23 protein-coding genes are annotated in these 24,813 nt (G+C 63.1%); 8 read left to right on the top strand and 15 right to left on the bottom strand.

Annotated features, from left to right (window positions below; all coding sequences use genetic code 11):
- The first annotated feature begins 55 nt into the window (after window positions 1–55).
- From FJ934_RS05490 to FJ934_RS05470, 4 genes are all read left to right on the top strand, one after another.
- Complete coding sequence (locus tag FJ934_RS05490; protein ID WP_140607627.1) at window positions 56–2,119, top strand: prolyl oligopeptidase family protein; 2,064 nt, start codon at window positions 56–58, stop codon at window positions 2,117–2,119.
- Window positions 2,120–2,376: 257 nt separating this feature from the next.
- Complete coding sequence (locus FJ934_RS05480; RefSeq protein WP_140607625.1) at window positions 2,377–3,756, top strand: aspartate aminotransferase family protein; 1,380 nt, start codon at window positions 2,377–2,379, stop codon at window positions 3,754–3,756.
- Between the two features lie 128 nt (window positions 3,757–3,884).
- Window positions 3,885–4,247 (top strand): hypothetical protein, encoded by a 363-nt coding sequence (locus FJ934_RS05475; RefSeq protein WP_140607624.1) that lies wholly within the window; start codon window positions 3,885–3,887, stop codon window positions 4,245–4,247.
- Between the two features lie 118 nt (window positions 4,248–4,365).
- Window positions 4,366–5,010 carry a cytochrome c oxidase assembly factor Coa1 family protein gene (locus tag FJ934_RS05470; protein ID WP_140607623.1) on the top strand — a complete coding sequence of 215 codons (645 nt, stop codon included), beginning with the start codon at window positions 4,366–4,368 and terminating at the stop codon, window positions 5,008–5,010.
- Window positions 5,011–5,285: 275 nt separating this feature from the next.
- Here FJ934_RS05470 and mmsB read toward each other — a convergent pair whose 3' ends face one another.
- The 3 genes from mmsB to FJ934_RS05450 all read right to left on the bottom strand — a co-directional run bounded on the left by mmsB (window position 5,286) and on the right by FJ934_RS05450 (window position 7,833).
- Window positions 5,286–6,170, bottom strand: a complete 885-nt coding sequence (gene mmsB, locus FJ934_RS05460; protein ID WP_140607622.1) for a 3-hydroxyisobutyrate dehydrogenase — start codon at window positions 6,168–6,170, stop codon at window positions 5,286–5,288.
- Window positions 6,171–6,264: 94 nt separating this feature from the next.
- Window positions 6,265–6,633, bottom strand: coding sequence for a four helix bundle protein (locus tag FJ934_RS05455; RefSeq protein WP_140607621.1), 369 nt, complete (start codon window positions 6,631–6,633; stop codon window positions 6,265–6,267).
- 33 nt (window positions 6,634–6,666) lie between these two features.
- Entirely contained in the window at window positions 6,667–7,833 is a 1,167-nt protein-coding gene (locus FJ934_RS05450; protein ID WP_140607620.1) for an isobutyryl-CoA dehydrogenase, read from the bottom strand.
- Window positions 7,834–7,977: 144 nt separating this feature from the next.
- Between FJ934_RS05450 and FJ934_RS05445 the strand changes: the two genes are divergently transcribed.
- On the top strand, window positions 7,978–8,592 hold the full coding sequence (locus tag FJ934_RS05445) for a dimethylsulfonioproprionate lyase family protein (protein ID WP_140607619.1): 615 nt from the start codon (window positions 7,978–7,980) through the stop codon (window positions 8,590–8,592).
- Window positions 8,592–10,067 (top strand): cobyric acid synthase, encoded by a 1,476-nt coding sequence (locus FJ934_RS05440; RefSeq protein ID WP_140607618.1) that lies wholly within the window; start codon window positions 8,592–8,594, stop codon window positions 10,065–10,067. Before FJ934_RS05445 ends, FJ934_RS05440 begins: the two co-directional genes overlap by 1 nt.
- Before the next feature lie 149 nt (window positions 10,068–10,216).
- Here FJ934_RS05440 and FJ934_RS05435 read toward each other — a convergent pair whose 3' ends face one another.
- The 3 genes from FJ934_RS05435 to FJ934_RS05425 form a co-directional block, all read right to left on the bottom strand.
- Window positions 10,217–10,639 carry a VOC family protein gene (locus FJ934_RS05435; protein WP_140607617.1) on the bottom strand — a complete coding sequence of 141 codons (423 nt, stop codon included), beginning with the start codon at window positions 10,637–10,639 and terminating at the stop codon, window positions 10,217–10,219.
- 71 nt (window positions 10,640–10,710) lie between these two features.
- Window positions 10,711–11,541 carry an AraC family transcriptional regulator gene (locus tag FJ934_RS05430; protein WP_140607616.1) on the bottom strand — a complete coding sequence of 277 codons (831 nt, stop codon included), beginning with the start codon at window positions 11,539–11,541 and terminating at the stop codon, window positions 10,711–10,713.
- A 52-nt stretch (window positions 11,542–11,593) separates the two neighbouring features.
- On the bottom strand, window positions 11,594–12,379 hold the full coding sequence (locus FJ934_RS05425) for a TSUP family transporter (protein ID WP_140607639.1): 786 nt from the start codon (window positions 12,377–12,379) through the stop codon (window positions 11,594–11,596).
- Between the two features lie 112 nt (window positions 12,380–12,491).
- Between FJ934_RS05425 and FJ934_RS05420 the strand changes: the two genes are divergently transcribed.
- Window positions 12,492–12,923, top strand: coding sequence for a TerB family tellurite resistance protein (locus tag FJ934_RS05420; protein WP_140607615.1), 432 nt, complete (start codon window positions 12,492–12,494; stop codon window positions 12,921–12,923).
- A gap of 15 nt (window positions 12,924–12,938) precedes the next feature.
- On the opposite strand, the gene FJ934_RS05415 is transcribed toward FJ934_RS05420, so the two are convergent.
- The 5 genes from FJ934_RS05415 to FJ934_RS05395 form a co-directional block, all read right to left on the bottom strand.
- Complete coding sequence (locus FJ934_RS05415) at window positions 12,939–14,561, bottom strand: dipeptide ABC transporter ATP-binding protein (RefSeq protein ID WP_140607614.1); 1,623 nt, start codon at window positions 14,559–14,561, stop codon at window positions 12,939–12,941.
- Window positions 14,558–15,427, bottom strand: a complete 870-nt coding sequence (locus FJ934_RS05410) for an ABC transporter permease (protein WP_140607613.1) — start codon at window positions 15,425–15,427, stop codon at window positions 14,558–14,560. Before FJ934_RS05410 ends, FJ934_RS05415 begins: the two co-directional genes overlap by 4 nt.
- A complete protein-coding gene (locus FJ934_RS05405; RefSeq protein WP_140607612.1) occupies window positions 15,424–16,371 on the bottom strand; it encodes an ABC transporter permease in 948 nt (315 codons plus the stop codon). The genes FJ934_RS05410 and FJ934_RS05405 overlap by 4 nt, the downstream gene beginning before the upstream one ends.
- Window positions 16,372–16,632: 261 nt before the next feature.
- Window positions 16,633–18,111, bottom strand: a complete 1,479-nt coding sequence (locus FJ934_RS05400) for an ABC transporter substrate-binding protein (RefSeq protein ID WP_140607611.1) — start codon at window positions 18,109–18,111, stop codon at window positions 16,633–16,635.
- Window positions 18,112–18,235: 124 nt separating this feature from the next.
- The gene (locus FJ934_RS05395) at window positions 18,236–19,513 is read right to left on the bottom strand and encodes an acetylornithine deacetylase/succinyl-diaminopimelate desuccinylase family protein (RefSeq protein ID WP_140607610.1); all 1,278 of its coding nucleotides are present in this window, start codon (window positions 19,511–19,513) and stop codon (window positions 18,236–18,238) included.
- Window positions 19,514–19,732: 219 nt separating this feature from the next.
- Here FJ934_RS05395 and FJ934_RS05390 point away from each other — a divergent pair, with 219 nt between their 5' ends.
- On the top strand, window positions 19,733–20,161 hold the full coding sequence (locus FJ934_RS05390; RefSeq protein ID WP_140607609.1) for a L,D-transpeptidase: 429 nt from the start codon (window positions 19,733–19,735) through the stop codon (window positions 20,159–20,161).
- A 59-nt stretch (window positions 20,162–20,220) separates the two neighbouring features.
- On the opposite strand, the gene FJ934_RS05385 is transcribed toward FJ934_RS05390, so the two are convergent.
- The 4 genes from FJ934_RS05385 to FJ934_RS05370 are packed head-to-tail and all read right to left on the bottom strand — an operon-like array spanning window position 20,221 to window position 24,793.
- The gene (locus FJ934_RS05385) at window positions 20,221–21,204 is read right to left on the bottom strand and encodes a lipid A biosynthesis lauroyl acyltransferase (RefSeq protein ID WP_181165527.1); all 984 of its coding nucleotides are present in this window, start codon (window positions 21,202–21,204) and stop codon (window positions 20,221–20,223) included.
- Window positions 21,205–21,216: 12 nt separating this feature from the next.
- A complete protein-coding gene (locus FJ934_RS05380) occupies window positions 21,217–22,245 on the bottom strand; it encodes a zinc-binding dehydrogenase (protein ID WP_140607607.1) in 1,029 nt (342 codons plus the stop codon).
- 36 nt (window positions 22,246–22,281) lie between these two features.
- A complete protein-coding gene (locus FJ934_RS05375; protein ID WP_140607606.1) occupies window positions 22,282–23,553 on the bottom strand; it encodes a beta-ketoacyl-ACP synthase in 1,272 nt (423 codons plus the stop codon).
- 49 nt (window positions 23,554–23,602) lie between these two features.
- Window positions 23,603–24,793 (bottom strand): beta-ketoacyl-ACP synthase, encoded by a 1,191-nt coding sequence (locus FJ934_RS05370; RefSeq protein WP_140607605.1) that lies wholly within the window; start codon window positions 24,791–24,793, stop codon window positions 23,603–23,605.
- Window positions 24,794–24,813 lie beyond the last annotated feature (20 nt).

The raw sequence follows: 24,813 nt of genomic DNA, 5'->3' as shown, positions 1-24,813 counted from the left end.
ATTGAATATCGGAGATCGCATGTCGATGTTGCATGCCGAAGCAATCGGAGATTCCATGACCAAGCCCATCGCCAAGCCAGAATCCGCTCATGAAGACCCCTTCCTCTGGCTAGAGGACAGGACGAGCGAACAATCGCTCGACTGGGTGCACCGCCAGAACGAGATCACGGTTGGCGAACTGCAGGGCGATCCATCCTATCAGGCGTCGTTCCAGACGGCGCTCGACCTGATGACGGCGGAGGACAACATCGCTGTCGGTGCGGCCATTGCCGGTCATGTCTATAATTTCTGGCAGGACAAGACCAATGCGCTCGGCCTGTGGCGCCGCACGACCGTCGCTTCCTACAAGACCGACAAGCCCGAGTGGGAGACAATCATCGACTTCGACCAGCTCGCGGCGAAAGAGGGGATCAAATGGGTCTTCAGCGGCGCCAGCCGGCTCTATCCGGACTTCAGCCGCTGCCTGCTCTCGATGTCCCCGGACGGCGGCGACGCCAGCGAGATGCGCGAGTTCGACATCGACACCAAGTCCTTTATCGAGAACGGATTCCGTGCGCCGGCCTCCAAGTCGGGTTTTGGCTGGCTGGACAAGGACACGGTCATCGTCTCGGCGGCCCTCGAGGACGCGGACAAGACCGAATCCGGCTATCCGCGCGTGGTCAAGCTGTGGAAGCGCGGCACGAAACTCGAAAACGCCACGCCGATCTTCGAGGGAAAGACCGAGGACCTCGCTGTCGGCGCCGGCGTCGAATTCGACGGCGAGAAACGTCATCTGTTCCTGGCGCGAACGCTCAATTTCTTCGCATCGCACAGTTTCCTGCATCTGCCATCAGGCGAAAACAGGCGCATTCCGCTGCCCGACGACGTCACCGACACAGCGCTTTTCAAGGATCAACTGGTGTTCGGGGTGCGCACCCCCTGGACGGCGCCGGACGGCACGGCGTGCCAGCCTGATGGACTCTATTCGCTCGATTTCGCGCATTGGATCGAAACCGGCGGTTTTGGCGCCATCGAAACCTTGTTGGCGCCGGCATATCGCGTGTCGATTGCCGGGCTCGCCAGAACGCAGGACCGGTTGTTCATCAGCCTGATGGACAATGTGCGTGGCAAGGTGCTCGTCTGCCAGCGCAAGGACAGCGCCTGGTCGCTGAAGCCCGTCGCACTGCCCGAAAACGGCACTGTCGGCATCAGCCATGCCGAGCATTTCGGCTCCAGCGTGTCCTTCTCCTTCACTGATTTCCTGACGCCGAGTTCAATCATCTGGTCCGATGACGATGGTGAGACGCTTGCGACGGTGAAGTCGCAGCCGGCGCGTTTCGATGCCTCGCCGCTGATCTCGGAGCAGTTCGAGGCGCGCTCGAAGGATGGTACGATGATCCCATACTTCGTCGTGCGGCGTCGCGACCAGAAGGGGCCGGTGCCGACGCTGCTCTACGGCTATGGCGGCTTCGAAGTGCCGCTGCTGCCGGGCTATGCCGGTGTGCGAGGCAGGCTGTGGCTGGAGAAGGGCAACGCCTATGTGCAGGCCTGTATTCGCGGCGGCGGCGAGTTCGGGCCGGCCTGGCACCAGGCCGCATTGAAGGGCAAGCGCCAGAACGGCTTCGATGACTTCGCCGCGGTGGCAGAGGACGTCGTCAGGCGCGGCATCGCCACGGCTGCCTCGCTCGGCATCCAGGGTGGCTCGAATGGCGGGCTGCTGACCGGCGTTTCCCTGACGCAGCACCCGGAACTGTTTGGCGCCGTCATCGTCGAGGTGCCGCTGCTCGACATGCTGCGCTACACCGAATTGCCGCCGGGCGCTTCGTGGATGGCAGAGTATGGCGATCCGTCGAAGCCGGAAGACGCGAAATGGCTATCCGCCTATTCGCCCTATCAACATGTCACTGCCGATACCGCCTATCCGCCGGTGCTCTTGACCACCTCGACCGCCGACGACCGGGTTCATCCCGGCCACGCGCGCAAGATGGCGGCCCGCCTCCAGGAGGCCGGGCACGCGAAGGCGCTGTTCTTCGAGGAAACCGAGGGCGGACATGGCGGGCGTGGCGACCGCCGGCCGCAGGCCGCGCAGACGGCGATGAAATACGTGTTCCTGCAGAGGGCGCTGAGCGCCAACCCATAGACACATTCCCTCATGGGCCAAGCGAAGGGTGGTTCACGTCGACCAGCCTTTGCTCTAAGGTACCGACCATGGCTCTCGTCAGGATATTGGTCAGCGCAGTTGGGGCTCGCGCGTTCAGGGTCGCAGTGACACCGTCACCGCGCACGCTGCGCGCCGAGCTTTTGCGGCTGTGCGCCCGCATCGGCTATTCGCCACCTGCCTGCCTCTGATGCATTCGCCCCGGCGCAGCCGGATTGAATCCAGAGGAAAGATCAGACATGACCTATCAAAATTATTCGCTGAAGCAGCTTCAGCAGATCGACGCCGCGCATCACCTGCATCCCTTCACCGACCATAGGGAACTGCGCGAGGCCGGCTCGCGCGTCATCACTCATGCCAATGGCCCGTTCATTTACGATTCCGAAGGGGCGGAGCTGCTCGACGGCATGGCCGGCCTGTGGTGCGTCAACATCGGCTATGGCCGGGACGAACTGGCCGAGGCCGCCTATGCCCAGATGAAGGAACTGCCTTACTACAATTCCTTCTTCAAATGCTCGACGCCGACGCCGGTGCTGTTGTCGAAGAAGCTGGCCGAAATCGCGCCACGTAACGTCAACCAGGTGTTCTATGGGTCATCCGGTTCGGAGGCCAACGACACCGCGTTGCGTCTTGTGCGCCATTACTGGGTGCTGGAAGGCAAGCCGGAAAAGAACCGCGTCATCTCGCGCAAGATGGCCTATCACGGCTCGACCATCGCCGGCACCTCGCTCGGCGGCATGGATGCCATGCACAAGCAACTCAACGGGGCCGTGCCCAACATCGTCCATGTGATGATGCCCTATGCCTATGAGCTGGCGCTGCCGGGTGAGAGCGACCATGAGTTCGGCCTGCGCGCGGCCAAATCGGTCGAGGATGCCATCCTCGAGGCCGGCGCCGACAAGGTCGCGGCTTTCATCGGTGAGCCGGTGATGGGCGCGGGCGGCGTCAAGATCCCGCCGGCCAGTTACTGGCCCGAAGTGCAGCGCATCTGCCGCAAATACGACGTGCTGCTGATGCTGGACGAGGTCATCACCGGCTATGGCCGCACCGGCGAGTGGTTTGCCGCGCAGACCTTCGGCATCGAGCCCGACACGATCACCACGGCAAAGGCGCTGACCTCGGGCTATCAGCCGTTGTCGGCACTCCTGGTCGGCGATCGTATAGCCTCGACGCTGGTCGAGAAGGGGGGCGAGTTCAACCATGGCTACACCTATTCGGGTCACCCCGTGGCCTGCGCCGTGGCGTTGAAGAACCTGGAGATCATCGAACGGGAAGGCCTGGTCGACCGCGTCAGGAACGACACCGGGCCGTATTTCGCCAAGGCCCTGCAAGAGCGCATTGCTGGGCATGACCTGGTTGGCGAAGTGCGCTCGATCGGACTGATGGGTGCGATCGAGATCGTCAAGGACAAGGGGACCAAGGAACGGTTCCTGCCGTCGGGAAGTGCCGCGGTGACGGTCCGCGATCATGCGATCGCCAACGGCATGATGCTGCGCGCCACCGGCGATACGATGATCCTGTCGCCGCCGCTGATCTGGACCCGCGATACGATCGACATGGCCTGCGAACGTATCGGCAAAGCGCTGGATTTGGCACAGGCGGATCTGCGCAAGCGGTAGGCGAAGCTCGACCGGGCGTTTCTTCAGGAGACGCTCGGTATCGAGAAGATACCATCCTGGCCAGGGAACGATCCCACCTTTGGCGCGTAGTGTGAGCGGCGGTCGATCCGGCCGCGAAGGGGGTTTCCATGAGAAAGACCAGACGTCGACGCGTGCAGGAAGCGAACAGCATCGGCGCGGGCCTGATGCTGGCGCCGATGGTGGCGATGATGCGCCTGCCACTGATGGCCATGGAGGCCCGGAGCGGCGAGCCCTGGAGTGCGGAGACGGCAAGGGCGGTCAGCGAGAAGACCGTCGCAATGGCCGAGGGCGCGGTTGCGGCGCAAATGTCGTTTCTGCAGTCGGCGTCTCGTTTCTGGCCGGAGGTTCTTTCCGGCCAGACACCGTCGCTGCTCAACGGCGTCGCGGCTGAACGGTCGATCAGCGCCGCGCTGAAGCCGGCCAGCAGGGCTGTGAAGGCGAATTTTCGCCGGCTTTCGTCAAAGGCTTGAAATGGGTGCTGCGGAACTTTGATTTTTTGGGTTGGCCCGATTCCGGGCGGAAAACCGTTTCACACTTTTCCTGGAGTTGCTTTAAAACCGATCGGTATACGTACCGACGGGAGGCAGCATGGCAGCACAACCGCTCAATCAGCCGGCCGAAATCCCGGCCGAGCTGGATCGCTGGAATTGGGGCGCCTTTTTCCTCAACTGGATCTGGGGCATCGGCAACAACACTTTCATCGCGCTGCTGGCGCTGATCCCGGTCGTCAACCTCATCATGATCTTCGTGCTTGGGGCACGCGGCAGCCGCTGGGCCTGGCAGAACAGGACCTGGCGTGATGCCGAACAATTCCGCAGGACGCAGCGCAACTGGGCAATCGCGGGCCTTGCCGTCTGGGTGGTCAGTATAGGCGGCTGCGCGACGATGGTCGGCAGCGTCCCGTTTATGCTCAAAGGTAATGGTGCCTATCACATGACCATGGATGCCATTCGCGCCGACAGCCGTGTGAAAGCCGCCATTGGTGACGATGTGACCGACAATTTCTGGGTCGGCGGGCATCTCAACGTCAATGCGAATGGCGCGGGCGATGCCCAGTTCAGCATTCCCGTTCACGGCGCCAAGGGTAAAGGGACCGTATTTTCCCACTTGGTTCGCAATGCAGGCACATGGAGCATGCGCCTGCTCGTGATCAGGGTGGACGGTTTCGATGCGCCGATCGTGTTGACCAATGAAGATCACGTGCCGATCCCGAACGCCGCGATCGGAATATAGGCTCCAGCCCGGATCGGGCGCGGCGGAAATGCAAAAACCGCGCTCCGTCGGGAACGCGGCTTTGCCAGATACGCATGGCGTTTCGCTACTCAACACTTGGCGAAGGGCTCCGGTACGCGAGACCTGATCCGGAGCGCCGGGCGGATGCGATATGTCCGCCTCGCAATCCGTTTTATAGGGACATCGTTACCGCGGAGTTATCGAGAGCTTAAGCAAATCTAAATTTGCGGCCGTCCTGCCGGGCCAACCAGGAAAAAGCCCATCAAATCCGTTGGTTACGCAGGGGCGCCGCGCAGAAAATTAATTATACCGGAGAAATCGGCGCCGCCATGCCCCTGGGCGTTGAACAGGGCATAGAGTTGTGCCGCTTCAGCACCAAGTGGCGTCACCGCGCCCGCGCCAAGTGCTGCTTCCTGTGACAGTTTCAGGTCCTTCAGCATAAGGGCGGCGGCAAAGCCCGGCTTGTAATCCTTGTTGGCGGGCGAGGTGGGCACCGGGCCGGGCACCGGGCAATAGGTGGTCAGCGACCAGCACTGGCCTGAAGAGGTCGAGGCGACGTCGAACAGCGCCTGATGCGACAGGCCGAGCTTTTCCGCCAGCACGAAGGCCTCGGCGACACCGATCATCGAAATGCCGAGGATCATGTTGTTGCAGATCTTCGCCGCCTGGCCGGCGCCATCGCCGCCGCAATGGACGATGCGGCCGGCCATCGGCTTGAGGATTGGTTCGGCCGTGGCGAATGCATCGTCGGAGCCCCCGGCCATGAAGGTCAGCGTGCCGGCGGTGGCGCCGCCGGTGCCGCCGGAAACAGGGGCGTCGATCGACAGCAGGCCGTGTTTCGCCGCGATGGCATGCGCCTTGCGTGCCGAATCGACGTCAATCGTCGAGGAGTCGATGAACAGCGCGCCTTTTTTTGCCTTGGAGGCGATGTCCTCATAGACCGACAGCACGTGCTTGCCGGCGGGGAGCATAGTGATGACTACATCGGCCTCCTTCACTGCGGCCGGTGCGTTGGCCATGACGACGACGCCGTGCTCCCTCGCGACGGTCAGGCTCTCCGTCACCAGGTCGAAGCCATGCACCGTATGCCCTGCCTTGACCAGGTTCGCGGCCATTGGATTGCCCATATTGCCGAGGCCGATGAAGGCGATGGTGGTCATAGGGGCGCTCCTTGATTTGGGGTGAGGCCTTTAGGCAGTAGGCAGTAGGCAGTAGGCAGTAGGCAGTAGGCAGTAGGCAGTAGGCAGTAGGCGACTATTCGGGTGCAAGTTTGATGATAAGTTGGCGAAGCATTTTTCCGATGCCCTCGGTCGCTAACAGCATCTGATTTGTTTGATCGTGCGTGGCTAAGCCGATTCGTTCGGCGATCTGGAGGTGCGTCTCGAACTCTTTCAGGGAGCCTTGGGCAATCCTGAGAAATTGCTGATAAGAGCCTCTATTGTCTCGGCCGTACCCTTCCGCGATGTTCGCAGGAATGGAGTTGGCTGAACGACGGATCTGGCTGGTGAGCCCATATAATTCTTCTTTTGGCCACGTCTTGGTCAACGAGTAGGTGGCGACGGCCAGGTCCATGGCCTGCTGCCACACGATAAGATCCTTGTACGAATTGATCTTGCCGGTCATCTCTGCCTACTGCCTACTGCCTACTGCCTAGTTTCACCTTCCGATCAAGGCGCGTGCTATGATGACGCGCATTATCTCGTTGGTGCCTTCGAGGATCTGGTGGACGCGCAGGTCACGCACCAGCTTCTCGATGCCATAATCATGCAGATAGCCGTAACCGCCGAGCAGTTGAAGCGCATCGTTGGCGACGTTGAAACCGGTGTCGGTGACGAAGCGTTTGGCCATCGCCGACCATTTGCCGGCGTCCGGCGCCTTGCGGTCGAGTTTGGAGGCGGCGGCATAGAGGAAGATGCGCGCGGCCTGCAGTTCTGTCTCCATGTCGGCCAGCCTGAACTGCAAAGCCTGGAACTGATTGATTTTCGAGCCGAAGGCCTTGCGCTCTGCCGTGTAGGACAATGCCTTGTCGAGCGCCGACTGCGCGCCACCCAGCGAACAGGCGGCGATGTTCAGCCGGCCGCCGTCGAGGCCGGCCATGGCGATGCCGAAGCCGGCGCCTTCACCCGACAGAAGGTTTTCGGCCGGCACCTTGCAATCCTCGAAGATGACCTGGCGCGTCGACTGCATGTGCCAGCCCATCTTGTGCTCGTTGGCGCCGCAGGAGAGGCCGGGCGCGTCTTTCGGCACGATGACGGTGGAAATGCCCTTCGGCCCCTCGGCACCGGTGCGCACCATGACGGCATAGAGGTCGCTGTCGCCGGCGCCGGAGATGAATTGCTTGGCGCCGTTGAGGATGTAGTCGCCACCGCTTTTCACCGCGCGCGTCTTCAGCGCCGCGGCATCCGATCCGGAGCCCGGCTCGGTCAGGCAGTAGCTCGCCAGCCATTCCATCGAGGTCAGCTTGGGCAGGAAGCGCTGGCGCTGCTCCTCATTGCCGAAGCGGTCGATCATCGAGGCCACCATGTTGTGGATCGAGATGAAGGACGAAAAGGCCGGATCGGCATGCGACAGCGCCTCGAAGATCAGCACGGCATCGAGTCGGCCGAGCGCGGAGCCGCCGACATCGTCCCTTATGTAGATGCCGCCGAGGCCGAGCGGCCCGGTTTCGCGGATCACATCGGCGGGGAAATGTTTCCTGCGGTCCCAGTCGAGCGCGTTCGGCGCGACGCGATCGGTGGCGAACGCCTGGGCCATCTCCTGGATGGCGCGCTGTTCCTCGTTGAGTTCGAACTGGCTGGTGCTCGCATCGACCGCGGCGTCCATGGCGTGCTCCCTGTATGCTGGCCAGCTAGCCCGCTGGCCTGTCGTTTTTGGCTTTGCGCGCGCACCAATCTAGACCAATGATGCCGCCGCGCAACCCAACCGATCGCGGAGCGGCTGTGCATCAATGCATGTTCGGAGCCAGATGTGACGACAAAATTCGACGAACTGCTGGAACAGTTCCGCGCCTATCTCGCTTCAGTGGACAATGCCCTGGTGCGAGACGCCGTGGCGCGCATTGGCTGGGACATGCCGGCCCGCGCACTGGAGCCACATACGCTCGGCTGCCTGCGCCATCTCGATCGCGCCGCCGAACTGACGCCGCCGGATGCGAAGCCGTTGGTGCAATTGCTGGCGCGGCAGCGCAACGATTTGCCTTGGGGGCAGACCTACACGGAGGCTGATTTCGGCAAGGCCTTCATCGACAATTACGGCTGGCTGGAAATGTTCGGTACGCGTGGCCATTTCGCCAATGACGAGGTGGCGGCCGGGCTGCTGATCCTCGGGCCCGACATCGTCTATCCCGATCACCATCACGTCGCCGAGGAGATCTATATTCCGCTGACCAGTGGCACAGAGTGGCGCATGGGCGAGGGCGGTTTTCGCAAGCGGGAGGCCGGCGAGGTCGTCCACCACGCTTCGAACGTCAATCACGCCATGCGAACGGGCAAGGAGCCGCTGCTGGCACTCTACATCTGGCGCGGCGGGCCGTTGGCGCAGAAATCCACGATCACCGGAACCGCGACGCAGGGCCGGAACTGATGGCCAGGGCAATCATGCTGCAAGGCACGGGTTCGGATGTCGGCAAGACGGTGCTGGTTGCCGGCCTCTGTCGCGCCGCAAAAAAACGCGGCCTGAAGGTGCGGCCGTTCAAACCGCAGAACATGTCGAACAACGCCGCAGTCGCCGACATTCCCGGCGACAACAGACGTGGCGGCGGCGAGATCGGCCGTGCGCAATGGCTGCAAGCAATCGCTTGCGGCGTCGCGCCGTCAGTCCACATGAACCCGGTGCTGCTCAAGCCCCAGACCGATGTCGGCGCGCAAATCATCGTGCAAGGCAAGGTGTTCGGCGAGGCGAGGGCGCGCGACTACCAGGCGCTGAAGGGCCGGCTGATGGACGCGGTGCTCGATTCCTGGGCGAAGGTCCGCGAGGACGCGGACCTTGTCATTGTCGAGGGTGCCGGCTCGCCGGCCGAAATCAATCTCAGGAGCCGCGACATCGCCAATATGGGTTTTGCCACGCGTGCCAATGTGCCGGTTGTGCTGGTCGGCGATATCGACCGCGGCGGCGTCATCGCCTCGGTTGCCGGTACCCATCTGATCCTGCCGGAAGAGGACCGACGCATGATCGTGGGTTACCTTATCAACAAGTTCCGGGGCGATGTCTCGCTGTTCGATGATGGCCTGAAGGCGATCGAAAAATTCACCGGATGGCGCTGTTTTGGCGTCGTGCCATGGCTGAAGGCGGCGGCAAGGTTGCCTTCGGAGGATTCGGTGGTGCTGGAACGGCTTGCGTCCGGCGACGCGCGCGCGCTGAAGGTGGCGGTGCCGATGCTTGGCCGCATCGCCAATTTCGACGATCTCGACCCGCTCAAGGCCGAACCTCAGGTCGAAGTGGTGTTCGTACCGCCCGGTACACCGCTGCCGGCCGATGCCGGGCTGGTGGTCATCCCCGGCTCGAAATCGACGATCGGCGATCTCCTGAAATTCCGCGAGAATAGCTGGGATCGCGATTTGTTGGCCCACCGCAGGCGGGGCGGCCACATCGTCGGCATCTGTGGCGGCTATCAGATGCTCGGCCATATGGTGCGCGATCCCGACGGCATCGAAGGCAGCGTTACCGAGGCCGAGGGGCTCGGCCTGCTCGATATCGAAACGGTGATGGAGCCGGAGAAGACGGTGCGCAATGTCAGCGCGCGCTCGGTGCCGTTCGACCTGCCGCTCGAAGGTTACGAGATCCATCTCGGCCGCACCACCGGCCCGGACACAGCGCGGCCGTCGGCGATCATCAATGGCGTCGAGGACGGTGCGACCTCGGCCGACGGCAAAGTGATCGGCACCTATATGCACGGCCTGTTCGGCGCCGACGGCTTTCGCGGAAAATTCCTCGAAATCCTGGGGATCAAGGGTGGCGGCATCGACTACCGGGCCGGAGTCGAGCGGGCCCTGGACGAGGTCGCGGCCGAGCTGGAAGCCCATCTCGACTGTGACGCGATTTTCGCCCTGGCGCGCTGAGGCGTGCCGATATTCAGGCGATGCCGGCCTGCGAACGCCGGTTTCCTGCGCTTCCGGTGCTCACGTACTTCAAGTACGCTCCGCTCCGGTTCTCGAAACCCATCATTTTCGGCTCGGCCTGACCTGAATCTCAGCACGCCTTAGGTCGCTCAGGCCTTTTTCTCGCCGGCCTTCGGCCAATAGGTGCCGAAGGACCAGACATTTCCTTCGGGGTCGCGGCAGATGAATTCGCGGCTGCCATAGTCGCGGTCGGTCAGTTCCTGGATGATCGTGGCATCGGCTTCCTTTGCCCTGGCGTAGGCGGCATCGGCATCGTCGACGGCGATATAGATCGACTTGCCGCCGCCCGAACCTGGCTCCCCGACCATCTTGCCGTAGTCGTCATCACGCACCGTGCCCAGCATGATCATGGAGGAGCCGAACACCAGTTCGGCATGATGAACGACATCGCCTTCGCCATAGCGGGCACGGACGCTGAAGCCAAAGGCTTCGCACAGCCAGTCGATCATTTTCGCGGCATTCCGATAACGCAGGGCAGGGTAGAGCCGTGGTGCTTCAGTGCTGCTGTTCATGTCGATCTCCTTCGGTTGGGTTGGTCGATACCCAGTCTGGGCGAAGGCCGTTCCAGCGTCTTGAAGAAATGTTACCTGACCGAAAGCGCCGTCGGCGTCTCGCCTGCCAGCTCACGGAATTCGCGCACCAGATGCGCCTGGTCGGCATAGCCGCAATCGGCGGCAATGTCGGCCCAGTCAGCGGTTTGCTGCCGCGACAGGCCGAGCGCGCGGTTGAAGCGCACGATGCGCGACATCGTCTTGGGGCCGATGCCGATGGCGTTGGAAAAGCTGCCAGCCAGATGTTTGCGGCTCCAGCCCAGTCTCTCGGCGAGCGACGCAATCCGTGTCCGGCCACCCGATGTGACGATGCGGTCATAGGCCCACGCGATCTCCGGCGGCGTTTCGGCGGCGCTCGCAAGACGGGCGGTGACGAAGGCTTCCGCAAGATCGAAACGCGCCGTCCAGTCCGGCGCGTTGCCAAGCCGTTCGCGCAGCGCCATACCCTCAATGCCCAGCACGTCATCGAGCACGACCATGCTGTCGGTCAGCTCGCTCATCGGCAGGCGAAAGAAGCGGCGCGCGCCAAGCGGCGTGAAATTGATCTGGACGCAGCAGGCGGCGCCGAAGGATTCGATCATCACAGGTCCGGCGAAGAGGCCGGCGGCGAAGCTGGCGAAGCGGTCATTGTCATCAGGCGCCTTGCCAAGGCCGATGGCGAAGGGATCTGCGAAGCTGATGACCAGCGGCACGGTCAGCGAGGCGTATTCGACATTGCAAAAATGGCCGGCAGCGGTTTCGCGGTAGCCGCAAATGTCGGTGACAACGCCCTCAAGCGCGGGACCGGGAAGAAGCCGGCGCATCTCGAAGCGTCCAGATATGGAGCGGTCCTGTTCCGTTCGGCGCTGCATCTCGATTGGCATTGGCCATCCTTCCGCCCGGCCAATCCAACATTATTCGAACAGTGGCTGTCTATCAAACGCCGATCATGACACGCAGCGGGTTGGCCGGGTCGGCCAGCAGTTTCGCCGCCAGCGCCACACACACGATCACCAGCAGCGGCTTGATCAATCTGGCGCCGATGCGCATGGCGAGGCTGGCGCCGAGGCGGGCGCCGAGGAACTGGGCAACGCCCATCATCAGGCCAATCTTCCAGGAGATGACGCCGACGGCGGCGAAGACGATGAAGCCACCGATGTTGGAGGCGAAGTTGAGCAGCTTGGTATGAGCCGTCGCCTTGAGCACGCCATAGCCGGCAAGCGCGACGAAGGCCAGCATATAGAAGGAGCCGGCACCAGGCCCGAACAGCCCGTCATAAAAGCCAATTACCGGCACCAGGGTCAGTCCAAAAAGGAAGGGTGACAGGCGCTCGGCGCGGTCGACATCGTTCATGTTGGGCTTCAGGGCGAAGTAGAGCGCAATGGCGATCAGCACCAGCGGCAGCAGGGCGCGCAACAGGTCGCCGGGAACGATCGTGGCCAGCAAGGCGCCGACGGCGCTTCCGGCAAGCGCCAGCAGGGCCGGCGGCAATTGCCGGCGCAGGTGGACATGCCCCTTGGAGGCATAGTGGATCGTCGCCGACCCGGAGCCGAACATGCCTTGCAGCTTGTTGGTTCCAAGCGCCTCGACCGGTGAAAAACCGGCAAGCAGCAGTGCCGGGATGGTGATCAGCCCGCCACCGCCGGCGATCGAATCGACAAAGCCCGCGGCAAAAGCGGCGAAAGCGAGCATGGCGACAGTCTGCAGGCTGAGGTCGATCATCGAGATGAGAAAGCGCACTTCGCTGAGATATCAGGCGTTCGACCACGACGATCCCGTTTGCGCAAGGCTGATTCCGCGCTAATTATTGAAGTGGAATCGGAAAGGGGCTCTGATGGCGTTCGCATTGATGGACCAGATACGCTCTATCTTCGACGGCGACCCTGGCGTGCGCAAGGTGGCGGACGACCCGGTCCTCTCGGCGGAACTGTTGATGTTGTTCCGCATGATCCTGGCGGACGGCACCGTCAGCGAGAGCGAGATGATTGCCTTCCGGCGCATCTGCAAGGATGCTTTCGGTATCCTCGAGACCAGCATCGACAACGTCATCGAATATCTCAATGAGTTCGGTTACGAGACCAATGGCTCGCAGGCGATCGCGCTTTTTCGCGATCTCGACATCGAACGACGCAAGCAATTGGCCCGCCACATGGCCGAGATCGCGAAGGCGGATTCGCAACTGGCCGAGACCGAGGTGCGCCTGCTGCGCCGCACGCTCGACCTGCTCGACATCAGCCCGGTCGATGTGGTGCAGCCGGAAGACTAAGGTCGAACAGCTTGCTCACCCCTGTTCCTGCATTCTCCGCGCGATCGCTCGGTGCAGGTCCGGTGCAGCGGTGACCAGGGCTCGCGCGGCTTCTGACTGCGGGTGATCCAGCACCTCGCTCGTCTTGCCGCGCTCGACGATCTTGCCGTCATGCATGACCAGCACCTCGTCCGTGATGGCGCGGGCGACGGTCAGGTCGTGGGTGATGAAGAGGTAGGCGATACCGAGTTTCTGGTTGAGCCCGGCGAACAAATCGAGGATCTGGGCACGGATCGACACATCGAGCGCCGAAACCGGCTCGTCGGCGACGACCAGCTTGGGACGGGTGATGATCGCGCGGGCGATCGACAGGCGCTGGCGCTGACCGCCGGAAAATTCATGCGGGTACTTGTCCATGTCGCGCTGGTCCAGGCCGACCTCGTGCAGCGCATGCGCGACCATCTCACGGCGCTCGGCGCGCATCGGTTTCCTGTCCAGCACATGCAAGGGTTCGGCGACCAGTCTTTCGACCTTCAGGCGCGGGTCGAAGGAGCCATAGGGATCCTGGAAGACAACCTGCATGTCGCGCCTGGCCGGTTTCATCTCGGCTTCGCTCTTGCCGGTGATGGTGTCGCCGCGAAACTGGATCGTGCCCGAACTCGGCCGGTCCAGCGCCAGGATCATGCGCGCGAGTGTCGACTTGCCGCAGCCGGAACGGCCGACCAGCGCCACCGACTGGCCGGGCGCAATCGACAGGGAGACATCGTCGACGGCACGGATATCAGGCGCGCGCCGAAACAGCGAAGTACGCCGGCCGGGATAGTCGCGGGTCACGCCTTCAACCTGAAGCATGGGTTGGCCCAGCCCGGCGCCGTGTGGCCTGGCGCGTGCCGGTACATGCATCGAGGCTTGCGCCAGCTGGCGCGTATAGGAATGAAGCTGTTCCGACAGCGTGCGCGCGGTGTCTCCGGCCTCCATCACCTCGCCGCGGCGCATGATGGTGATGCGATCCGCCATCTCGGTCACCACGGCGAGATCGTGCGAGATCAGCAGCAGACCCATGCGGCTCTCCGCAACGAGACCGCGCAAGAGATCGAGGATCTGCGCCTGCAGGACGACATCGAGCGCCGTCGTCGGCTCGTCGGCGATCAGCAGTTTCGGTTTCAGCGCGCAGGCAATGGCGATGACGACGCGCTGGCGCTGACCGCCGGACAGTTCGTGCGGATAGCGCGACAGCGGGAATTTCGCCGAGGGAAGGCCGACGCGGTCGAGCATTTTTCGCGCCCGCTCCTCGGCTTCGGCGCGCGTCGCTTTGGTGTGCCAGCGTATGCCTTCGGCCACCTGTTCGCCGATGGTCTTGACCGGATTGAGGGCAGTCATCGGCTCCTGAAAGACCATGCCGATGTCGTCACCGCGCAGCGCGCACATCTGGTCCTCGGTCGCCGCAAGGATATCGATGCCGTCGAATGTGACGCGCCCAGTGGCACGTGCGGTGTGCGGGAGCAGCCGCATGACTGTCAACGCGGTCATCGATTTGCCGGAGCCGGATTCGCCGACCAGTCCCATCACCTCGCCAGGCGCGACGGAAAGCTCCATGTCCTTCAGGATTTGCGTATCGCCGATGGTCAGCGACAGATTGTTGATCTCAAGCAGGCTCATCGCTGCCGCCGCGATTTGGGGTCGAGGATGTCGGCGATGCCGTCGCCCAGAAGGTTCAGGCCGAGCACGGTGATGACGATCGCCATGCCGGGGAAGATCGCCATCCATGGCGCCGCCACCATGCGCGTCTGCGCATCGAACAGCATGCGGCCCCAACTCGGCATTGGCGGCTGCGCGCCAAGGCCGAGATAGGAGAGTCCCGCTTCGGCCAGGATTCCGAGTGCGAACTGGATGGTGCCTTGCACCAGGAGCAGCGTGGCGATGTTGGGCAGGACATGTTCAACAGTGATCTGCGTGCTGCTCTTGCCGGCGGCGCGCGCGGCAAGGATGAATTCGCGCGGCCAGATCGCCAGCGCGCCGGCGCGGGCAACGCGGGCAAAGACCGGGATATTGAAGATCCCGATGGCGATGATGGCGTTGACTGCGCCCGGCCCGAAGATGGCGGTGATCATGATCGCCGACAGCAGCGCCGGGAAGGCGAAGACGAGATCGTTGATGCGCATCAGCGCTTCGTCGACGAGGCCGCCGCGGGCCGCGGCAAAGGCGCCGAGCGGCACGCCGACACCCATGCCGATGCCGACCGCGACCAACGCCACGGCAATCGAATTGCGCGCCCCGACCATGATCATCGACAGGATGTCGCGGCCGAAATGGTCGGTGCCGAACCAGTGCGCCAGCGCGGGGCCTTGGGTTTTGTCCGCTATGACCAGCTTCGTCACGTCGTACGGCGTCCAGACATAGGAGACGATGGCCATCGCCAGTATCAGCGCGGTGATGACGAAGCCGCTGACGAAAGCGGTGTTCCTGAACGCCTTGGCCAGGATGCCGCTGAAAGTGTCCTCGGGGATGTCGATGCGCAGCGTCATTGCCGGGTTCTCAGGCGGGGATCGACCACCGCATAGGAAAGGTCGACGACGAGGTTGACGGCAATGACGGCGGCGACCAGCAGCATGACGACGCTTTCGACGACGATCAGGTCGCGCTGGGTGATCGCCTGGAACACCAGTCGGCCGAGCCCGGGTAGGTAGAAGACATTCTCGATGATGATGGTGCCGGCGAGCAGGAAGGCGAATTGCAGGCCAAGGATGGTCAGCACCGGGATCATGGCGTTACGCAGCGCGTGCCGCCACAACACGGCGCGGTAGGGCAGGCCCTTGGCGCGGGCGGTGCGGATATAGTCCTCGTTCAGCACCTCGATCAGCGCCGAGCGGGTGACGCGCGCCAGGATGGCGGCTTGCGGCAAAGCAAGCGCCACCGCCGGTAACAGCAGCGATTTCAGCGCCGGCCAGGCGCCGGCGGCCCAGCCTGGAAAACCGCCGGCCGGCACCAGGTGCAGCCAGACGGCGAAGACATAGATCAGCATCAGTGCGAACCAGAAATTGGGCACGGCCACGCCAAGCTGCGCCGCGCCCATCGCCACCGTGTCGCCGACCCGTCCACGCCGGCTGGCGGAAAACAGCCCGACCGGAATGGCGATGATGGTGGAGAGCGCCAGCGCGATCAGCGCCAGCGGCAGCGATACGGCAAGCCGTTCACGCACGAGATCGATGACCGGCACCGAATAGGTGTAGGATCGGCCGAAATCGAGGCTGAGCAGGCCGCCGGCCCAGTGCAGGTAACGCCAGGCAAGCGGCGCGTCGAGACCCATCTGGTTGCGCAACAGCTCCACCTGGCCGGCGCTGGCGTTCATGCCCAGCATCAGCCGCGCCGGATCGCCGGGGAGGACTTCCAGCACGGCGAACACCACGATGGAAGCCAGCACCAGCGTGGCGATGGCTATTGCGAGGCGCTTGAGAAGGTAGGCGGTCATGGGAGGTGGGGAAGCGCAACTTCGTCATCCTGGGGCGAAGCAGGAGCGAAGCGACGTCGCGAAGACCCCAGGATCCATGCCGTGACAGAAGTCGAAGAGCGCGGCGGTCCAAAACCAGCGTTGCCTCTTTCTGTCTCCAACTCACGTTCCCCCAGGTTCTGCGTGGCAGCATCGCTCATAAGTCGCGGAATGGATCCTAGGGTTTACGCAGTTCGCTGCGCTATCTGCTCCGCCCTAGGATGACGAACCGTTGTGCGAGCCTCACTCGCTCCATTTCACCTTGGTCAGGTCGTTGGCAGGGATCGGCGCGTTTTCCCACAACCCTTGCAGCTTGGCGTCCCAGACCCCGACCTTGGGCAATTCGTAGAGGAAGCCGACCACGGCATCGTCGGCAAGGATCTTTTGCGCTTCGGCATACAGTTCCTTGCGCTTGGCCTCGTCCGAGGTCAGATCCAGATCGGCGATGATCTTGTCGAAGGTCGGGTTGTCGTAATTGAAGTAGTAGTCCTTGCGCGAATAGATGCCGATGTCGTTCGGCTCGGTGTGGGAGACGATGGTCAGGTCGTAGTCTTTCTTGGTGAACACCTGATCCAGCCACTGCGCCCATTCGACCGGAATGATCTCGAGATTGATGCCGACGTCGCGAAGTTCCGAAGCGATGATCTCGCCGCCGAGCCGCGCATAGGAGGGTGGCGGCAGTTTCAATGTGGCCTTGAAGCCGTTCTCCAGCCCGGCCTCCTTCAAGAGTTCCTTGGCCTTGTTGACATTGTGCGGATAGAGACCGGTGAGGTCGACATAATATTTGTTGGCCGGCGACATATGCGAGCCGATCGGCAGACCGAGCCCGGCCGAGGCGCCGTCGATGATCGCCTTGCGGTCAAGCGCGTAGGAGATCGCCTGCCTCACCTGCAGCTTGTCGAAGGGTGGCTTCTTGTTGTTGATGGACAGGATGGTCTCGCCTTCGGTCGCGCCGACCACGACCTTGAAGCGCGGATCGTCCTTGACCTGAGAAACGCTGTCGGGGTCGAAGAAGGGGAAAGCCTGTATGTCGCCGGAAAGCAGCGCCGGCACCGCGGCGGCGGCATCGGGAACGATGCGGAATTCGGCCTTTTCGAGGAAAACAGGGGCGCCCCAGTAATGGTCCGATTTCACGAGGGTGATCGATGAACCCTTGGCCCAGCTCTCGAATTTGAAGGGCCCGGTGCCGATCGGCTTTTCCTTGTTGGTGTCGGCGGATTTCGGCGAAACGATCACCGCGTCGCCCCAGCCCATATTGTAGAGGAACGAGCCCTGCGAGTGGGTAAGCGTGACCTTCACGGTGGCGGGATCGACCACTTCGATCTTGTCGATGGCAGCAAAGAGCTGCTTCTGCGCGTTGATGGAGTTTTCCGCGCGGGCACGGTCGAGCGAAAACTTCACGTCATCGGCACTGAAATCGGTGCCGTCGTGGAATTTCACGCCGGTATGCAGCTTGAAAGTGTAGACCTTGCCGTCGTCTGAAACGGTCCAGCTCTCGGCCAGATCGGGCAGAACTTCGCTGTTCGGGCCGATGCGGGTGAGGCCCTCGAAGACGTTGGCGTATGTGACTTCCCTGATAGCCGCGGCCGCTCCTGCCGTCGGATCGAGATGCGGAGGCTCAAGCGGAATGCCGATGACCAGATCGGTCCTGGCGGCAAACGCCGACGTGGCGGTTGCGAACGCCAGCACGGCAGCGGCCAGTAGGGTCTTCCACAGTTTCATCGCTGAACTCCCCATGTGCTCAGATGCTCAAGCCGGCGGATAGAAGCGTGATTTCGCGCGGGAGTAAATTGCGTTTCGTGCTGTCGCGTCACGCGAAGTGAAATGTTTTTGCGCCGCGGCCTAATCATGCAGCCGTGCCGCGCAGCAGCACGTTGAGGCCGATCGCCATTACCTTGGCCGATTCCACCATGTCCGATATGCCGACCCACTCGTCCGGCCGGTGTGCCAGGTCGAGAATGCCCGGCCCATAGGCGATGCAGTCGTAGATGTGGCCGATCCGCGCAACGTGCTTCTGGTCGTAGGTGCCGGGCGAGATGACGTAATCGGGCTCGCGGTCGAAGATCGCATGAATGCCTTGCGCCACCGCCTTGACCACCGGCGCGTCGCGCTCGGTCATCAGCGGCAACACTTCCATCAAGTCGCGGATCTCGTAGTCGAACTTTTTGCGTTCGCGCTTCAGCCTGTCGAGAATATCAGTCACTTCGCCCTTGACCGTGGCGAGATCCTCTTCGAGCAGGAAGCGGCGGTCGATGGTCAGCCGGCAGGAATCGGGCACGTTGGGCGAGGGCAGGCCGGGCCGGAAATCCTCGGTCTGGCCGCCATGGATGGAGTTGATGTTCATGGTCGAGCGCCTGGCACCTTCAGGCACAACGGGCATGCGCGTCATCTTGCGGTCGAGAGCCGGGAACAGTTCGTCTTCGAAGGCCCGCAGCACGGCGCCCATATGGCGTACCGCATTGTCGCCGAGGAAGGGCATCGAGCCGTGGGCGATCTCACCCTTGGTCTCGATCTCCGCCCACCAGACGCCGCGATGGCCAAGGCAGATGCGGTCCTTGTTCAATGGCTCAGGGATGATGACGTGGTCGACCCTGGGTTTCGAGAAATAACCGAGCCTGGCCAGATGGGCGACGCCGCCGAAGCCACCGGATTCCTCGTCGACCGTGCCCGATATTTCGATGGCGCCGGGAAAATCGGGGAAGACTTCCATGAAGGCTTCGACGGCGATGATGGAGGCGGCCAGGCCACCCTTCATGTCGCAGGCGCCGCGGCCGTAGACCTTGCCGTCCCTGACGATGCCGGCAAAGGGATCGACGGTCCAGCCGTCGCCGGCCTCGACCACGTCGATATGCGAATTGAAGTGGACGCAGGCGCCGGGTGATCTTCCGTCGAAACGGGCCACGACATTGACGCGCGGGTAGCGATCGGTGTCGCCAGGCGTGCCTTCGGCGCGGATGAACTCGGTTTCGAAGCCGCGCTTCTTCAGCCGCGCGCCGATATATTCGGCGCAAGGCCGGTAGGCTTCGCCCGGTGGATTGATGGTTGGAAAACGGATCAGGTCGCCGGTCAGCGCCACCATCTCGTCGCGCCTTATGTCGATTGCCTTGAGGAGTCGCTCGTCCATGCCACGAGTTGAGCAGCGATCCCTGTGGTTTTGCAAGCCCCTCGATCGATCGAGCCGTGCGGCGCGTCGTTGCGGCAACTATTGCGGGAAATCGTTCAAATTCGCTGCGTTGGATTGGCGAATTGATCAAGGAGTATGTGCTATCTGTTCATCGCCATTAAAAAAGTGAAAACAACGTGATGGCGGGCAGGCAAGGGGCAATCAAAGGGGTTTGATCGTATGAAAAAGTTCTTTTTTTTGGCAGCGATGCTGGCAACCGCGCTGTTTGGTACATCGATCGCAAGTCAGGCGGCGATGCTGGTGGCGAACATCGACGTGTCGTCGCAGACGATGACCGTCAGGTATGGCTCGGCGGTTTACCGGTGGGCCGTGTCCACCGCCCGTCCGGGCTATTTCACGCCGCGCGGCACTTACCGGCCGCAGCGGACCGCGCGGATGTGGTATTCGCGAAAATACGACATGTCGCCGATGCCTTATTCCGTGTTCTTCCGCGGTGGCTACGCCATCCATGGAACGGGCGCCATCAGGCAACTCGGCCGCCCGGCTTCGCATGGCTGCGTGCGGCTGCACACGGCCAATGCCGCGACCTTCTATACGATGGTGCGGGAAGTGGGCCTCGGCAACACACGCATTGTCGTCAGCAACTAATGTCGTCCAAATCGGCTTCGTCGGCCGGCGTAGAACTCGCGTTCTCGCCGGCGGCTGGCTCAAGCGTCTGAGACGGGAGCTGGCTTGGGCCGCCGTTTGCGCCGCCAGTTGCTGATCTCCCACCGCTTGTGGAACCACATCCACTGGCCAGGATCCTCGCGCACCCAACGCTCGACCACGTCGTTCAGCATCTGGGTGGCGGCGGGGACGTCGACGCTGCCGTCGGCCGTGCGCGGCAAGACCAGCTTGTCCTCGATTTCGAGGCGGAAGCGGTTGCCCGGCAGCCTGACACAGCGCGCCGGATAGACATCGCAATCGTAGTGGCGGGCAAGGGTGCCGAGCACGCGATTGCTTTGACAGGGACGGCCGAAGAAGGTCGTCTCCAGGCCATTGGAGAATTTCTGGTCGACGAGAACGCCAATGTTGCCGCCGTTTTCCAGCACCCCGGCCAAGGCAAACGAGGCGCCGGCCATCGACGGCAGCAGCGATCCCATGGTCGAGCGACGCGTCGAAAGGATGTAGTCGGCGAGGTATGGGTTGTTGGGCGGGCGAAACAGCGCCGTGATGTTCATGCCGAAGGTGGCCGCCGCCACCGGCAGCAGCTCGAAATTGCCGAGATGGCCGGTGAAGACGATATGGGGCTGCTTTTCGGCCGCGATCTCGATGAAGTGTTCAGTGCCCCTGACCTCGATGCGGCCGGGCTTGCTGGCGGCCGGGTCATAGTCGAACAGGGCGTCAAGGAAAATGTATTCGGCGGCAAGCCGGGCCATGTTGCCCCACATGTCGGAAGCGATGGCCTGGATTTCGCCCTCGCTCTTTTCCGGATAGGCCTTGCGCAGATTGTCGATGGCGACCTGATGACGCCCGACCCTTGGACCAATGAGGCGTGCGACGCGGTCGGCGAAATTCAGCGCGCTGTCGACCGGCAGCAGGCGCAGCATCGACATGATGATCATCGCGGCGCGTGCAACCAGCCAGTAATTCACTTGGCGCAGCTGCCGACCATAGCGGAACTTCAGGTCGCGGCGAAGCTTCTTGAGCACGGAAATCAGGGCCTAGGCGACGCGCAGGATGATCTTGCCGAAGACGTCGCGGCCTTCCATGCGCTTCAGCGCCGCATCGATATCGCCGAAGCCGACCTCGGTGTCGATGATCGGCGCGACCTGTCCGGCCGCCATCTTCTGCATGGCGTTGGCCATGTTCTCCATGCGGCAGCCGAACGATCCCAGAAGTTTCAGCTGCTGCTGGAACAGCTGCATCAGGTTGATCTGCGTCGACACGCCTGATGTCGAGCCGCAGGTGACCAGCCGGCCGCCGCGCTTCAGGCACAACATTGAGCCGGCAAAGGTATCGGCGCCGACATGTTCGAACACGACGTCGACGCCCTTCTTCTTCGTCAGCTTGCGCACGACGCCTTCGAAACGGTCGTCGCGGTAGTTGATGACATGGTCGGCGCCAAGCGCCTTGGCCTTTTCGATCTTGTCGTTCGACCCGACCGTGGTGATGATCGTGCAGCCCATGCGTTTGGCCAGCTGGATTGCGGCAGAGCCGATGCCGGAGCCGCCGGCATGGATGAGGATGGTCTCGCCGGGCTGAAGTTTCGCATTGTCGAACAGCATGTGCTCGACCGTGCCAAAGGTGACGGGAGCCACCGCGGCGCCGATGTCGCTCACGCCAGGCGGCGCTGGGACCAACAGGCGCGCCGGCAGGTTGATCTTCTCCTGCGCGAAACCGTCGAGGTGGAAGCCGTGGACACCGGAGACATGTTCGCACAGATTGTCGCGGCCTTCGCGGCAAGCATGGCAAAGGCCGCAGGTGCGCGCGCCGTAGATCGACACCAATTGTCCGGGCAGCAGGCTCGAGACGCCTGGGCCGACCGCCTCGACCTCGCCGGAGGCTTCCGCGCCGACGACCAACGGCAATTTGCGCTTGGCGAAGGCCATGCCGCGCCAGCCCCAGACGTCGATATGGTTCAGCGCCACCGCCTTGATGCGCAGCGTGACTTCTCCGAGTGCGGGGGGCGGGGGAGGCGGCAGGTCCACCGTTTCAAGACGGCGGTCCTCGATAAGTTGCAATGCGCGCATTGGGCCTGTCGGTTCAGTGGGACTGAAAAAGGTCGCTTAGACCGGTTCCCGCGCCATGACAAGGCAAGTGTTCTGGCCGCCGAAGCCGAAGGAGTTCGACAGAACGCTGCGAACCTCGGCATTGCGCTTCTTGTTCGGCACCACGTCGAGCACGATCGCGGGGTCAGGATTGTCGTAATTGATGGTCGGCGGAATGACGCCTTCGCGCATGGTCATCAGCGAGAACGCGGCCTCGACGGCGCCCGCCGCCGACAGCGTGTGGCCGATCATCGACTTGTTCGACGAGATCGGCATCGAGCCGATCCGCTCGCCAAACACGGTCGACAGCGACAGATGCTCCATCTTGTCGTTTTCCGGCGTCGAGGTGCCGTGCGCATTGACGTAGTCGATCTCGTCTTCGCCCAGGCCGGCATCGGCAAGGGCAGCGCGAACGGCCGCGATCGCCGGCGAACCGTCCGGCTTGGAACGGGTGCGGTGGAAATCGTCCGCCTTTTCGCCGCAGCCACGCAAAATGCCAAGAACGGTCGCGCCACGGGCCAGCGCTGCTTCCAGCGATTCCAGCACAAGCGCGCCGGAACCCTCGGCCAGCACGAAGCCGTCGCGGTCCTTGGAAAATGGCTTGGAAGCTTTTTCGGGAATATCGTTGTGGGTCGACAGCGCCGACAGTAGCGAAAAGCGGATCAACGCCTCGGCGGTTGCCGAACCGTCGGCGCCGATGGACAGGGCCCGGTCGCATTCGCCGCGGCGGATCGCCTCGACACCGAGCTGGATGGCGGTGGCGCCGGAGGCGCAAGCGGTCGACAGCGTGATCGGCAGCCCGCGCGTGCCGAACCGGTCGGCGAGCCGGTCCGCGATCGAGCCGAACTGGGTGGTTTCGAAAATGTCGAGTTCCTTCAGGCCGCGCGCCACCCGCAGCAGCCTTTCGGCGCCGACGTCGTCCTTGTCGGAATTGTAGAGCGAGAAGCGTTCGTGCCAGTCGAGCTCGACCGGCGGCGAGGCGAGGAACAGCGGCCCGCCGAAATCGCCGGAATTCAGGCCAGCTTCGCCCACGGCTTCCTGCGCGGCGGTCTCGGCCAGTTCGTAGGTGAGGGGGCTGGCGCCCTTCGAACTCGACGGCAGGAAATCGACCATGCCGGAGATGCGGGTGTTGAGGTGGTCGATCGGAAAGCGGGTGATCGGGTGGATGCCTGATTTGCCCGAGGTCAGCGCCGCCCAATTATGGGCCTTGCCGACGCCAAGCGAGGTCACCACGCCGATGCCGGTGACGGCGACGATCGGCCTGCCCATGTGATCTCTGAGATTGGCCATCGGAAGCCCTCAACCTTTTATCGTTACAGCATCGCCGAACAATGCCGCCTTACGCAGCGTTGACCAGTGCCATGCCCTCGAATTGGTGATAGCCGATCGCCGTTGCAAGGACGGTTCCGGGAATGCCTTCGAACGGCTTCTCGGCGGCGGCATCAAAGACAGGGTAGGCGGCCTTGCGGTCGACGGCCAATGCGGCCAGCGCGACGGCGAACGGAAACTGCGCTTCCTTCATGTGCCCGGTCAGCGTTGAGAAACCGCGCGCGGCGATTGCCGGATTGGCATCGAGAGCGGCTTTTTCGGCGGTGGTTGCCGCATGCGCGCCGGACGCGCCCGACATGGCGAGCAACTCGCCGTTCGGCAGCTTCGCCCGGGCGAGCAGTGCGGCGATCTCGGCGTCGAGCTCTCCGCGCGACCGCCTGGCGCGGCCGGAAACGACCGGTCCGAGCTCGGCATAGATCTTGCGCCCCCGGCTCATCGCGTGTTCGCGCTGCTCCAGCACCAGGAAGGCACCGCCGGAGCCAGACACCACGCCGCCGCCCTCGGCCCCCTGCCTTTGCCAGACAGGCATCCACGGGCCGCGATGCAGATAGCCGGCCAATTCGTAGCCGAGCAACATGTCGGAATGCTCGGTCTGGAAAGCGCCGCCGACCAGGATGTGTGTCGACTGGCCGGAGCGGATGCGCGCGGCGGCCGTCTCGACGGCGGCGACGCCGGCGCCTTCCTCGCCCATGAAGGTTCTGGACGAGCCGGTCACCTTATGGACGATGGAGATGTTACCTGCGAGCAGGTTGGAAAGCTGGGCCAGGAACAGGGTAGGCCGCAATTCGGTAGTCAGCTTCTCATTGAGCAGCACATCGCGGTCGTTGCGGCTTTCCGAAGCGGCGAGAATGGCGGCATCGACCGCCTCGTCGCGCTCGCCGCCGCCGGCGGCGACAACCATGTCCATGGTGGCGCAGAGATCATCATTGCCCTTGATGCCGGCATCGTCGAGCGCAAGCCCGGCCGCATAGGTGCCGAGCCGCTGCCAGGTTTCCATCTGCCGCTGGTCGCCGCGCTTGGCGATCTGGAGGTTCCAGTCGACCTCCGGCAGCGGATGGATGGTGTAGGGCGCAAAACGCGCCGCTTCGAGCACCGGCTGCAGGCCTGGTTGCGCGAGCTTCTGCCAATGGGCTTCCGGGCCTTCTCCCAATGAGGAGACAAGGCCGATTCCAGTGATGACGACGTCGCGGGGGCTGCTCATGAGCGGCTTTGTGGGTCAGG

Origin of the sequence: Mesorhizobium sp. B2-4-12 (assembly GCF_006441575.1) — a bacterium.
Classification (GTDB): domain Bacteria; phylum Pseudomonadota; class Alphaproteobacteria; order Rhizobiales; family Rhizobiaceae; genus Mesorhizobium.
Note: the sequence above shows the minus strand (reverse complement) of the source record. Positions and strands in the feature narration are given on the sequence as shown.

Bases quoted from the DNA above. Each gene is read 5' to 3' on its own strand.
- FJ934_RS05490 (WP_140607627.1), top strand. From the start codon at position 56: ATGACCAAGCCCATCGCCAAGCCAGAATCCGCTCATGAAGACCCCTTC.
- FJ934_RS05480 (WP_140607625.1), top strand. From the start codon at position 2,377: ATGACCTATCAAAATTATTCGCTGAAGCAGCTTCAGCAGATCGACGCC.
- FJ934_RS05475 (WP_140607624.1), top strand. From the start codon at position 3,885: ATGAGAAAGACCAGACGTCGACGCGTGCAGGAAGCGAACAGCATCGGC.
- FJ934_RS05470 (WP_140607623.1), top strand. From the start codon at position 4,366: ATGGCAGCACAACCGCTCAATCAGCCGGCCGAAATCCCGGCCGAGCTG.
- mmsB (WP_140607622.1), bottom strand. From the start codon at position 6,170: ATGACCACCATCGCCTTCATCGGCCTCGGCAATATGGGCAATCCAATG.
- FJ934_RS05455 (WP_140607621.1), bottom strand. From the start codon at position 6,633: ATGACCGGCAAGATCAATTCGTACAAGGATCTTATCGTGTGGCAGCAG.
- FJ934_RS05450 (WP_140607620.1), bottom strand. From the start codon at position 7,833: ATGGACGCCGCGGTCGATGCGAGCACCAGCCAGTTCGAACTCAACGAG.
- FJ934_RS05440 (WP_140607618.1), top strand. From the start codon at position 8,592: ATGGCCAGGGCAATCATGCTGCAAGGCACGGGTTCGGATGTCGGCAAG.
- FJ934_RS05435 (WP_140607617.1), bottom strand. From the start codon at position 10,639: ATGAACAGCAGCACTGAAGCACCACGGCTCTACCCTGCCCTGCGTTAT.
- FJ934_RS05430 (WP_140607616.1), bottom strand. From the start codon at position 11,541: ATGCCAATCGAGATGCAGCGCCGAACGGAACAGGACCGCTCCATATCT.
- FJ934_RS05425 (WP_140607639.1), bottom strand. From the start codon at position 12,379: ATGATCGACCTCAGCCTGCAGACTGTCGCCATGCTCGCTTTCGCCGCT.
- FJ934_RS05420 (WP_140607615.1), top strand. From the start codon at position 12,492: ATGGCGTTCGCATTGATGGACCAGATACGCTCTATCTTCGACGGCGAC.
- FJ934_RS05415 (WP_140607614.1), bottom strand. From the start codon at position 14,561: ATGAGCCTGCTTGAGATCAACAATCTGTCGCTGACCATCGGCGATACG.
- FJ934_RS05410 (WP_140607613.1), bottom strand. From the start codon at position 15,427: ATGACGCTGCGCATCGACATCCCCGAGGACACTTTCAGCGGCATCCTG.
- FJ934_RS05405 (WP_140607612.1), bottom strand. From the start codon at position 16,371: ATGACCGCCTACCTTCTCAAGCGCCTCGCAATAGCCATCGCCACGCTG.
- FJ934_RS05400 (WP_140607611.1), bottom strand. From the start codon at position 18,111: ATGAAACTGTGGAAGACCCTACTGGCCGCTGCCGTGCTGGCGTTCGCA.
- FJ934_RS05395 (WP_140607610.1), bottom strand. From the start codon at position 19,513: ATGGACGAGCGACTCCTCAAGGCAATCGACATAAGGCGCGACGAGATG.
- FJ934_RS05390 (WP_140607609.1), top strand. From the start codon at position 19,733: ATGAAAAAGTTCTTTTTTTTGGCAGCGATGCTGGCAACCGCGCTGTTT.
- FJ934_RS05380 (WP_140607607.1), bottom strand. From the start codon at position 22,245: ATGCGCGCATTGCAACTTATCGAGGACCGCCGTCTTGAAACGGTGGAC.
- FJ934_RS05375 (WP_140607606.1), bottom strand. From the start codon at position 23,553: ATGGCCAATCTCAGAGATCACATGGGCAGGCCGATCGTCGCCGTCACC.
- FJ934_RS05370 (WP_140607605.1), bottom strand. From the start codon at position 24,793: ATGAGCAGCCCCCGCGACGTCGTCATCACTGGAATCGGCCTTGTCTCC.